Source organism: Pseudoalteromonas sp. TAB23, assembly GCF_000498075.1.
In the GTDB taxonomy this organism is placed as follows: Bacteria; Pseudomonadota; Gammaproteobacteria; order Enterobacterales; family Alteromonadaceae; genus Pseudoalteromonas; species Pseudoalteromonas arctica.
This window is the reverse complement of the sequence record NZ_AUTP01000335.1, coordinates 1-10,446: the sequence shown is the minus strand read 5'-3', so window position 1 is coordinate 10,446 and position 10,446 is coordinate 1. Positions and strand designations below refer to the sequence as shown.

The 10,446-nt window shown below is 40.5% G+C and carries 11 protein-coding genes and 1 pseudogene; 6 read left to right on the top strand and 6 right to left on the bottom strand.

Annotation, left to right across the window (positions count from 1 at the left end; genetic code table 11):
- Positions 1 to 487: 487 nt before the first annotated feature.
- Positions 488 to 820: pseudogene (locus L654_RS0122410) on the bottom strand (sugar O-acetyltransferase); the annotation flags it as partial.
- A 145-nt stretch (positions 821 to 965) separates the two neighbouring features.
- Between L654_RS0122410 and L654_RS0122405 the strand changes: the two are divergent.
- Entirely contained in the window at positions 966 to 1,559 is a 594-nt protein-coding gene (locus tag L654_RS0122405) for a hypothetical protein (protein ID WP_024609107.1), read from the top strand.
- Between the two features lie 2 nt (positions 1,560 to 1,561).
- On the opposite strand, the gene L654_RS0122400 is transcribed toward L654_RS0122405, so the two are convergent.
- Complete coding sequence (locus L654_RS0122400; RefSeq protein WP_024609106.1) at positions 1,562 to 1,942, bottom strand: hypothetical protein; 381 nt, start codon at positions 1,940 to 1,942, stop codon at positions 1,562 to 1,564.
- Between the two features lie 98 nt (positions 1,943 to 2,040).
- Between L654_RS0122400 and L654_RS0122395 the strand changes: the two genes are divergently transcribed.
- Positions 2,041 to 2,481: a TerB family tellurite resistance protein gene (locus L654_RS0122395; RefSeq protein WP_024609105.1), complete on the top strand. Its 441-nt coding sequence runs from the start codon at positions 2,041 to 2,043 to the stop codon at positions 2,479 to 2,481.
- Between the two features lie 21 nt (positions 2,482 to 2,502).
- On the opposite strand, the gene L654_RS0122390 is transcribed toward L654_RS0122395, so the two are convergent.
- Positions 2,503 to 3,069 carry an NAD(P)H-dependent oxidoreductase gene (locus tag L654_RS0122390; RefSeq protein WP_024609104.1) on the bottom strand — a complete coding sequence of 189 codons (567 nt, stop codon included), beginning with the start codon at positions 3,067 to 3,069 and terminating at the stop codon, positions 2,503 to 2,505.
- A gap of 119 nt (positions 3,070 to 3,188) precedes the next feature.
- On the opposite strand from L654_RS0122390, the gene L654_RS0122385 reads away from it, so the two are divergent.
- Positions 3,189 to 4,088: a LysR family transcriptional regulator gene (locus tag L654_RS0122385; RefSeq protein WP_024609103.1), complete on the top strand. Its 900-nt coding sequence runs from the start codon at positions 3,189 to 3,191 to the stop codon at positions 4,086 to 4,088.
- 32 nt (positions 4,089 to 4,120) lie between these two features.
- On the opposite strand, the gene norR is transcribed toward L654_RS0122385, so the two are convergent.
- Positions 4,121 to 5,677 (bottom strand): nitric oxide reductase transcriptional regulator NorR, encoded by a 1,557-nt coding sequence (gene norR / locus L654_RS0122380; protein WP_024609102.1) that lies wholly within the window; start codon positions 5,675 to 5,677, stop codon positions 4,121 to 4,123.
- A 160-nt stretch (positions 5,678 to 5,837) separates the two neighbouring features.
- On the opposite strand from norR, the gene L654_RS0122375 reads away from it, so the two are divergent.
- The 3 genes from L654_RS0122375 to hmpA are packed head-to-tail and all read left to right on the top strand — an operon-like array spanning position 5,838 to position 8,541.
- Positions 5,838 to 6,107, top strand: a complete 270-nt coding sequence (locus L654_RS0122375; protein WP_024599630.1) for a hypothetical protein — start codon at positions 5,838 to 5,840, stop codon at positions 6,105 to 6,107.
- Positions 6,107 to 7,339 carry an NnrS family protein gene (locus tag L654_RS0122370; protein WP_024609101.1) on the top strand — a complete coding sequence of 411 codons (1,233 nt, stop codon included), beginning with the start codon at positions 6,107 to 6,109 and terminating at the stop codon, positions 7,337 to 7,339. Before L654_RS0122375 ends, L654_RS0122370 begins: the two co-directional genes overlap by 1 nt.
- A 20-nt stretch (positions 7,340 to 7,359) precedes the next feature.
- The gene (gene hmpA, locus L654_RS0122365; RefSeq protein WP_024609100.1) at positions 7,360 to 8,541 is read left to right on the top strand and encodes an NO-inducible flavohemoprotein; all 1,182 of its coding nucleotides are present in this window, start codon (positions 7,360 to 7,362) and stop codon (positions 8,539 to 8,541) included.
- A 69-nt stretch (positions 8,542 to 8,610) separates the two neighbouring features.
- Here hmpA and L654_RS0122360 read toward each other — a convergent pair whose 3' ends face one another.
- Both L654_RS0122360 and L654_RS1000000128450 read right to left on the bottom strand, forming a co-directional pair.
- Entirely contained in the window at positions 8,611 to 8,982 is a 372-nt protein-coding gene (locus L654_RS0122360; protein ID WP_024609099.1) for a hypothetical protein, read from the bottom strand.
- Positions 8,982 to 10,446, bottom strand: a 1,465-nt coding sequence (locus L654_RS1000000128450) for a S41 family peptidase (RefSeq protein ID WP_024609098.1), incomplete at its 5' end; no start/stop codon positions are given. The genes L654_RS0122360 and L654_RS1000000128450, both read right to left, overlap by 1 nt.

The following is a 10,446-nucleotide window of genomic DNA, read 5'->3' as shown; positions in this document are numbered from 1 at the left end:
TCCATGCCGAACTCAGTAGTGAAACGAAACAGCGCCGATGATAGTGTAGCATTTGCTATGTGAAAGTAGGACATTACCAGGCTTCAAATTGTAGAAAGCCCGGATCTAACGATTCGGGCTTTTTTACGTCTGCAGAAAAGTAAAATACGCACAATTAATACACACTCACATCAACACCTATCACGTAGGTCGGGCGAGCGCAGCGACTCCCAACGTTAAAATCATGAAAAATATCCGCTCAGCAATGAGTGCGCATCATTTTCACTATGACTCTCCACCGCTGTGGGCACTATCACATTACACAAGCTTCACATTGTAGAAAGCCTGAATCTAACGATTCGGGCTTTTTTACGTCTGCAAAAAAGTGATTCAGGGATTCCTCTATAGCGGAGCGTCTCTTAGTGAATAATTCACTTAATTTAACGAGTTAAAGTGCTCGCTGATGCGAGCGTAGCGACTCCCGACGTTAAAATCACATCGAGAATAGCTACAGTGTTCTTATTTCACGAGCTGGGTTACCCGCTACTACAGTATTAGGCATTACATTTTTAGTAACCACAGCACCCACAATACTACTTTCACCAATACTCACACCCGCTAAAATAATTACACCTGCGTCAACCCATACGTTATTGCTTAACGCGATAGATGCTGCAAAGTTTTCCTTATTAAGCCTTTTTGCTGGATTAGTAGCATCTAACACAGCTAAAAGCTGAACGTTCGGGCCAATTAAGCAGGCATCACAAATGGTGATTAAGTAATTGGCTAATGGCGAGTCGAGAAGTGTGCAATTAATATTTATAAAAGTCGGATTGTTAATGAAGGCTGAGATATTTAGTCGTTAATCGCTATTTAGTAGTTTTACCTAGTTGTCTTGTTCTAAATTTTATATAGATACTTCTAATAAAGTACTTAAGAAAACTGTACTATTACAGGTGTTTTAAAATAACTATAACGAGAAACATATGAAATTATTAACTGCAGCAACTTTAATAGTTGCTTCATCGACAGCTTTTGCACGCCCTGCACCGTTAGTGTCTATTCCTACTCACGATACATTTTTTAATAGTATTGCAGCGCATTGCGGTAAAGCTTTTGAAGGTGAAGTAGCGGTAGATAACGCGAAAGGGCCAAGCTCATTTACAGATAAAAAGCTGGTTATGCATGTACGTAAATGTAGCGAGGCTGAGTTACAAGTACCGTTTCATGTAGGGGACGATGCATCACGTACGTGGATCATAACTAAAACGGGTAGTGGCTTGAGTTTAAAGCACGATCATCGTCATAAAGATGGAACTGACGACGCATCAACCATGTATGGTGGCCATACGCTTGATGCAGGTTTTGCGCAAATGCAGTCGTTTCCAGCAGACCAATACTCTAAAGAGTTATTCGTGAAAGAAGGCATTGCACAGTCTGTAGGTAATACATGGCAAATGTATATTTACCCAGAAGTATTTACTTATCGATTAATTCGCCAAGGACGTGAGTTTAAGGTGGATTTTGATTTAACGAAACCGATTACTCCACCATCAGCACCTTGGGGTTATAAAGACTAAGGTTACTTACCCTTGTTTGTATCTTCTTTAGTTTCGCATTGTAGTAAAACACTTAAATCTGGTTGGTAAGCACGTGGTTTTGTTGGAAAGCGCTCGTACTCTTGCACGCCTTCAAGTATTTTCAACATAAAGGTATTGCCGCGGCATAGACGGTCAGCATGGCGTAATAAAAATACACTTTGATTGGTAAAGTGTTTGTAATCGTCTGACTGGATTTCTATTTTATAGTTGTCTTCGCCAATTTTTGTTTGGTAGTAATGCACTTTGTTGTCAAAGTCGTAGAACTTCTCTGTTTCGGCTTTTTCAGCAAGTGCAGTATTTGCACTCGAAAGGGCCACCAGTGTAGCGCCTATAAATAAGCGTGGTGCGTTTATTCCTTTCATAAAATGTATCCTTTAATTTGCGAACTTTATACCCATTAATAAGAGTAATAAGGTCGATTTCTTTACGTATTAGTCTAACACCCAAAAAGGGAAGTGTGATGTTCAAACAAATAAAACAACTTTTTGCTGTATTCGATGAGCAGCAGCCAAGTATGCAAGAGCACGATTTAAAAACAGCTGTTGCTGCATTATTAATTGAAGTTATGCGTGCAGATACCAAGCTTGAACATGATGAACAACGAACCCTGACTGTAACCTTAAAAAAGTATTTTAATTTAACAGATATTGAGGTTGATGAGCTTACTAATAACGCGGCAAGTAGCTTAGATGATTCGATAGATTACTTTCAGTTTTCAAAACAGATTAATGAGCATTGCAGCGCGGCGCAGCGAATAGAAATAATAGAATTATTATGGCGCTTAGCGTATGCCGATGGAGAAATAGATCCCCAAGAAGACTACGTAATACGTAAAGTAGCAGGGCTTTTATATGTAACGCATACCGATTTTATCGCCGCAAAACTCGCGGCGACAAAGTAATTAGTTATTTAGGCGTGCAAGTTACCTTAACTTACTTGCAACGCTTACTAACTGATGAGCAAGCGCCGATACTCGCTCTGCAGTAACAGGTTCATTAATTTGCCCATTTTCATCAAACAATGTGTGTACAGCGGGTACTGCAAGTTGATCGGCAAGCACTAACGATCCAATACCACTTAATATATCACGTACATGATTTAAACCGCGTAACCCACCAAGTCCACCTGGTGATGCTGAAAACAGCGCCACTACTTTATTACGAAAAGCAGGAACAGCACCTTGCTCTGTACGCGATGCCCAATCAATCGCATTTTTAAGTGCTGCAGTTATAGAGCCGTTGTACTCTGGGCTTGCTAGTAAAATACCGTCAGCTGCACGTAGTTTGTCTTTTAAAAGCTGTACATCGCCTGGTGTACCTTGCGCTTCAATATCTTCGTTAAATAGTGGGATGTTTAATTCGTTTAGTTTTATTACTTCTACTTCAGCACCTGTTTGTAGAGCAAAACGTGCTGCCTCATTAATAATTTTTTGATTAAAGCTTTCTTGTCGAAGACTTCCTGCTAGGGCGACAATTTTTGGTGCTGACATGCTAGTGACCTTTTAGTGTTTAAACTTACAACGCTAATGTAGCAAAATTTTGCTTGTAGAAAACCCCAATAAACGCAACACTTGTGTGCGTAAATGCACATAAGTATAAGGTAAGCAGCATGGCGATAAAATTTGAAGATTGGCAAGACGTTAAAGTAGCGTTTGAAGTAGCACGATTAGGCACGTTAACGGCGGCAGCAGAAGAGCTTAATGTGCACCACAGCACAGTACTTAGGCGAATTAATAATCTTGAAAAAAACTTAAATGCACGCCTTTTTCATCGCCATGCCCGTGGTTACAAGGTTACTGAAATTGGCACCAAGTTATTTGCAACGGCGCAAACTATTCATAGCTCCTTAGAGCAGTTACATAACGATATAGTAGCGGCCGATAGCACCCTTAGAGGGAGTTTGTTGCTAACGACGGTAAGTGGCTTTATGGATGTACTTGGTGATGTATGTGAGCAATTTCAGGCATTACATCCACAAGTACAGCTTGAGGTTATTTTAGAACAAAAAAGATTAAGACTCGATCACGGACAAGCACATATTGCAGTGCGTGCAGGCCCAAGACCTGATGAGGGCGATTATATTGCTCAGCATTTAGCGCAGTTATCATCGGGTTTATACGCGAATAAACGTTACATTAATAAGTACGGCATGCCTAAATTATTAAGTGATTTACAACAACATAATTTTGTATCGGGTGTGGCGGGTTTTAATGCCCGCGTGCCTTATTTTGCATGGGCTGATGAACATATTCCTGCATCGCAAATTAAGCTGCGAGTATCTGAAACCGCAGAAGCGACTCGTGCAATAATTAAAGGGCTAGGCATTGGCGGATTACAGCATGACGTAGCGGCGCAATATTCTGATTTAGTACCTATATTACACAGTGAGTTAAGCTGGCCTACCGATGTATGGTTAGTCACGCATCACTTAGTGCATCGCACTGCTAAAGTACAAGCTTTTGCAGGGTTGTTAAAAACACACTTTAGTAAGTTAGCTGCTAATCAATAGTTTTAGCAGCATTTTAGCTGTGTTTTAAATGATTATAGTGTTTTTTTTACTTCTATGCCTAGGCGTTTAGCCAAGCGTACTAAGTTAGCTCTATCTAATTCAAGTACTCTTGCTGCTGCTGACCAGTTGTAGTTATGCTTCTTTAATTGCTCGGTAATTACGTTGTATTGCAACGATTCTACAGCTTGCTTTAAAGGTTGGTTGATTAAGGTGTTGGTTGTACTTTGGCTTGCTACTAGAGAGCTTTGCGGCGCACTCGGTGTTAAATCACAGTGCTCGCTTGTAATGGTTATTATTGGATTTTGCCATTGGCTTTGTTTTGCTTTTAGGGCGCTGCGGCTAATCACATGTTCAAGCTCGCGAACGTTACCTGGCCAGTTGTACTGATTAAGCAATACTTGCGCTTCAGGGCTTAGTTTTAATTGTTTTATCCCTAATTTACGGGCTGTTTGCTCGATAAAATAACCAGCTAAGAGTGTTATGTCGTGCTCGCGTTTACTAAGTGGTGGCACAGTAATAGGGTAGACACTGAGGCGATGGTATAAATCGGCTCTAAAGCGACCTTGAGCTACTTCTTCTTTTAAATTTCTGTTGGTTGCAGCAACGACGCGTACATCTACGTACTTTGGCGTGTCTTCTCCTACCGTTTGTATTTCGCCACTTTGTAGCACTCGTAATAGTTTACTTTGCATGGCCAGGGGCAGTTCGCCTATTTCATCTAAAAATAACGTGCCGCCATCAGCTAATTGAAATTTACCTTGGCGCGAATTTTGTGCGCCTGTAAAAGCCCCTTTCGCATGACCAAAAAATTCACTTTCGGCAAGGTTTTCGGGAAGCGATGCACAATTTAAGTGAATAAGCGGTTGATCTTTTCGAGCTGAATTTAAGTGAATATTACGCGCAACAAGTTCTTTCCCTACTCCTGTTTCACCTAATATAAGCACGCTAAAGTTAGATGCTGCAACGAGTTTAATTTCGTTTTTAAGTGTTTGCATTAGCGGACTTTGACCAATAATTTCACCGCCGTCCCGTGTTAACGCTTCACGATTTAGTTCTTGCACTAATGCACTTGAGTGCTGTGCATGCTGTTTGTAATGGGCAAGCTCTAAAGCTGTTTTAAAGTGCGCACTACACAGCGTTTGTAAGGTATTGAGTGTATCAGCGCTTATGCTGTTAAATGCATTGGCGTTAAGGCTATCAAACGTAAGTACGCCAAGTAGCGCGTTTTTATCATAAAGGGGTAAACCTAAACATGCATGTACCGGTATGTCGCCTGTTTTAGCTAATAGTAATCCGTCGTATGGATCGGGTAGTGGGCAGTCGTGCGCAAATTGTAGCGCGAGTGTGCTTTTGCAAATAGCTTCTAGGCGAGGGTGCTCTGCTATTTTAAATCGTCTGCCAAGGCTGTCGGGCATTAACCCTTTAATTGCCAGTGGTTTTAATTGCTCGCCCTGAAGCACTAATAACGCACTTGCATCACTTGGAATAACCCGCTCAACCGTTGCTAGTAATTGATCAAAGCTATGCTCGTGTAGTGTACTTTGAGCAAGCTCTAGAGCAACTTGTGTAAGGTTGAATTGCTGGTTCACGTCAAAATGACCTATTTGTGTTTTTATGAGTTAATTTATAGTAGGTCATAAAGACTCATACTGTAAAGTGGTTTAATTTAACTTATTGAATTTAATTAATTAAATTTGTTGGCACAGTATGTGTAATAGCTAAGTAACGTAGTTAGTTACAGAGATCGCCATGAACACACTAATGCTGAATAATTTAAATAATCAAACACAGTTTAGTTCACTATACGAAACAGTATTATTTGCTGCCAATACTGCATTAGCTGTGAGTTTAGTGTGTATTACGGCAAGTATTTTAATTAGCTACCCGTTTGCTGAGTACTTTTCTATTGCGGTGCAAGTATCAGCTCATATTGGCACTATTGTTATTGCTGCTATTTTAAAAGTAAGTTACGTGCTGCGCTGTGTTGCACAACATGGTTTAGGGCAGGAGGTACGATAATGCGCCCTATAAACTTAACTGAGCCAATGCCAGCACGCGTTGCTATTCATCAAGTATCTCAATGGCCGTTATGGATGCTCGCTTTTAGACCTTTCTTTTTAGGCGGTGGCTTATTGGCATTTTTGTCAGTGGGGTATTGGCTACTTATTTTAACAGGCCATGCAAGTTGGCACTTATCGATACCTGCGACATTATGGCACGCGCACGAAATGCTGTTTGGCTTTGCAGGAGTTGTAGCTGTTGGTTTTTTACTTACCGCTGCACAAACATGGACAGGCGTACCGAGCATAAGTGGCAAAGCCCTTATGTGGCTTACGTTTATATGGCTTGCAGCGCGCTTAGCCTTTTTTGTGATATTGCCTGATATTGCTCATTTTAATTTATATGCTGCACTTACATTACAAGTTATTTGGTGGTTAGGCGCCATAGCAGTACTGGCTAATATGTTATTAAAAGCCAATAGCAAAAGTAACTATCCATTTTTAGCTATTTTAGCTGTGCTTTGTGGGCTAAATGTATTGTATTTAATACTCATTTTACAGAAAAACATGCAGCTTGCACTTGGTGTGGTTGATACCGCAGTACTGGTAATTACTTTACTAGTTGGCATTGTTGCGGGTCGCGTTTTACCATTTTTTACCGCTAAAGGTCTAGGTTTAACCGCACAAGTTCGCACTCCTAAAATAGATAAAGCGGTGATGTATTTATCTATTTTGGCTATCACTTTATTTTTCATCAACAAGTTGTTTTTGAACACGATTAATCCTGCGTTAGTTGTTGCAACTATTGCTGCGCTTCATCTGGTCAGGGCTGGTTTTTGGTGGGATAGCAAGGTATTGAGAGTGCCGTTGTTATGGTCTTTACATTTTTCCTACTTAGCGTTAGGCGTAGGGTTAGTGATGGTTGCATTTAGCTTTTATAGCAGTGCAATACAATTTAAAGATGCGCTGCACTTAATCACTATTGGCACAATAGGTATGATGATTTTAGCAATGATGACGCGTGTATCACATGGTCATACAGGGCGGACACTCGCTATTCCTCATTACATGGCTGTTGCTTTTGCGTTTTTGCTTGTGGCCGCTATTACTCGTTCATTACTCCCTTTTATTATTGGGCCTCACCTTGCTTGGCAAATAAGTGCTTTGCTGTGGTTAGTGGCTTTTTCATTATTTTTAATTCACTGCACACCTATATTAACGCGGCGTCGTGTTGATGGGCGTCGTGGTTAGTTCATCCATAGGAAACACATATGTTATCTGATAAAACCATTGAGATTGTAAAAAGCACAGTTCCGTTATTAGCGCAGGCGGGTACGGTTGTTACCGATCATTTTTATAAGCGTTTATTTAGCCATAATCCTGAGCTTAAAAATATTTTTAATATGGCGAATCAAGATACAGGTCGTCAGCAATTTGCACTTTTTAATGCATTGGCTGCGTATGCACAAAATATTGATAATTTAGCCGTATTAAAAGAAGCGCTAACACGTATTAATCATAAGCATACTAGCTTGAATATTTTACCTGAGCATTACCCTATTGTAGGTGCGCATTTAATTGGTACTTTAAAAGAGCTTATTCCTGAGCAATTTACTCCCGATGTTGAATACGCTTGGCGCGAAGCTTACGGCGTACTTGCTGATATTTGTATAACCGAAGAGGCTGCTTTGTATGAGCACAGTAAAAATAAACACGGTGGTTGGGCGGGAACTCGCCAATTTGAAATAACCAACAAACAGGCTGAATCAGAACTAGTAACGAGTTTTACACTTATGCCAGTTGATGGCGAAGCTGTTATTACACATAAACCAGGGCAGTATTTAGGTATTAAAGTTAAGCCAGAGGGCGCTGAATATGAAGAAATTCGCCAGTATTCTATTTCACAAAAAAGTAACGCTAAAAACTACCGTATTAGTGTTAAAAAAGAGCTACAGCCAAAGCCTGGCATGGTGTCTAATTATTTACACTCATTAGAGCAAGGCACTATTGTTGAGTTATACCCGCCGGCAGGAGACTTCTTTTTACGCAATAACACAAACCCAGCGGTACTCATTTCAGCAGGTGTTGGGCAAACGCCAATGCTGGCTATGCTTGAAACGTTATTAAGTGACAACTCTAATCAAGAGATTATGTATTTACATGCCTGCGAAAATACTCAGCAGCATTCGTTTTCAAAATATTTAAATGAGTTAAATGCAGTTTATAACCGTTTACAAACAATGACGTGGTTTAACCAAGCGACAGAGGGCGCTGACTTTACTGGGTTAATGAATCTAAACGCAGTACAAGCACAGCTACCATTGAGTAATGGCGACTTTTACTTATGTGGTCCTGCCGGTTTTATGGCATTTATAAAAAACCAGTTACTTGAATTAGGTGTTAAAAACGAGCAGATTCATTATGAAGTGTTTGGTCCGCATCAAGACTTGTAATAACGCTTTAAAATAGAAAAAGGCGCGCAGCGATATGCTGCGCGCCTTTTTTATAAACTTTAAAGTGCCTTATAACTCTTTACAGATAACACCTTCAAGTACTGTAGTAAGCTCTTTTTTAGGATAGTAAAGCTCACATTGGTTATTACGTAGCTGCAAAATAAACTTCTCAGATTTTATATTATGCGCGCCCATAATTACTCTGCCATCAGACCCTTTACTCATTGCATGATCAATTAGCAGTTCGCTACGTTTAGTAAATACCGAATCGGCAAGTGTTACTAATGTGCCTCCCTTAGCTTGTTGAATTGCCTGTTGTAGTGTTGTAATAACGCTGGGATTAACGCTCGTTAATATAGCGGGTTTAGCAGGCTCACTATCTACACTTTGGCATCCGCCTAAAGCGAGCAAGGTGGCTAATGGGAGTAATAATTTAGCCATTACCTTTCCTCACCCAGCGTTGGCCAAGTTAAGTCCATATTACGCTGGGTAAATTGTACCGGCATATTTAAAGGAATGAGAGATTCACGAGAGCTTGAAAAATTAGCGGGTTCTGCTTTTGCAGCAGCCGTTCTAACTGGACAACTGCCATTTTCAACATGAAATAATGCGGTGGCTAAAACGGCCTCGTCACTGTCGCCTAACTGATGATCAAAGTCGTCCTCAATTTCACAACCTTGAACATCAGCATCAAATTGTGGAGTAGGGGTTGGTGTAAAACCCGCAGCGTATTCGCCAAATCCTTTGCTATTTACGCCACTAAACTGAATAGTGTAATAGGTTGTTGCGCAGTTATGAGTTGGGGTAAAGCCATAGGGCTTACCGCAGGTTTTGTCGCCAATTAAAATAACTTCTGCGTCTATACCTTTTAAACCATTAATAAAAGCTTCTGATGCCGAACAGGTGCCTGATGTGCTTAATACATAAACCTTTGATAGGTTTAAATCAGGTAGGTTTTCACCTGTGCTAAAAAAAGTAGAGTAATCTATTTCTTCATCAATAAATGGGAAGGGCGAATCAACGGGTTGTTTATCGTTTTGTTGAGTTTGATAATAAAAGCGGTTGTTAACGTTGGCATTACCGGCAACCATATAAGCTAATTGTGCCGACAGTGCTAATAAACCACCACCGTTATATCTAAAGTCGATTACAAGCTCATCAATACCATCGGTTTTAAACTTATTTACCGCATCAATAAGTCCTTCTTGGGCAATGCTTATGTGGCTATTAAATTGCATGTAACCTACGCTTGAACCATTTGCGGTTGTAATCGTTTTAACATTTTGAACAGGTGTTTGTTCAATATTGCCAGCGGTTACATTAAATGTTTTTTCGGCGCCATCGTTACTGCGTACAACAATAGTATGTGAGTCGCCGTTAGTAGGACTAAATAAACCTTCGTTAAGCGTATCTACACCCGACTCTGTATTGGTATTAATGCTAACACCGTCAACTGAAAGTACGGTATCACCACGTTGAAAGCCTATTTGGCTTGCAGGCGAATCATCTTCAAGATAAGCAACGCGTAAAATACGATCGGCTGTATCGCCAATAAACGCCCAATTTATACCGTAACCAGAAGTAACGCCCGATTGCGCTTCTTGAAAGTAATCTTCAGTAGGTTCTGAAAAATGAAAGTTATCTTTTTTTGCACCTGAGTCGGTAAGCTGCTCTGTTTTTAATTGAGCGAAGTAATCGGCTACTGTTGTAAAGCTTTCAGGGTCGTTATCGGCAATCTCATCATACCAAAGGTAGGTTTCGTCGCTCCAAGAGCGAAGCCAAAGCTTTTCATAAAGGGCAGAACCCGCTTGATCTGGGTAGGGGTTGTTGTTATTAAAGGGATCGTTACCCGTACGAGGGGCTTCGCAAAAGTTTTTTAAATCGTTAGAGGGCTCAAATACCGCC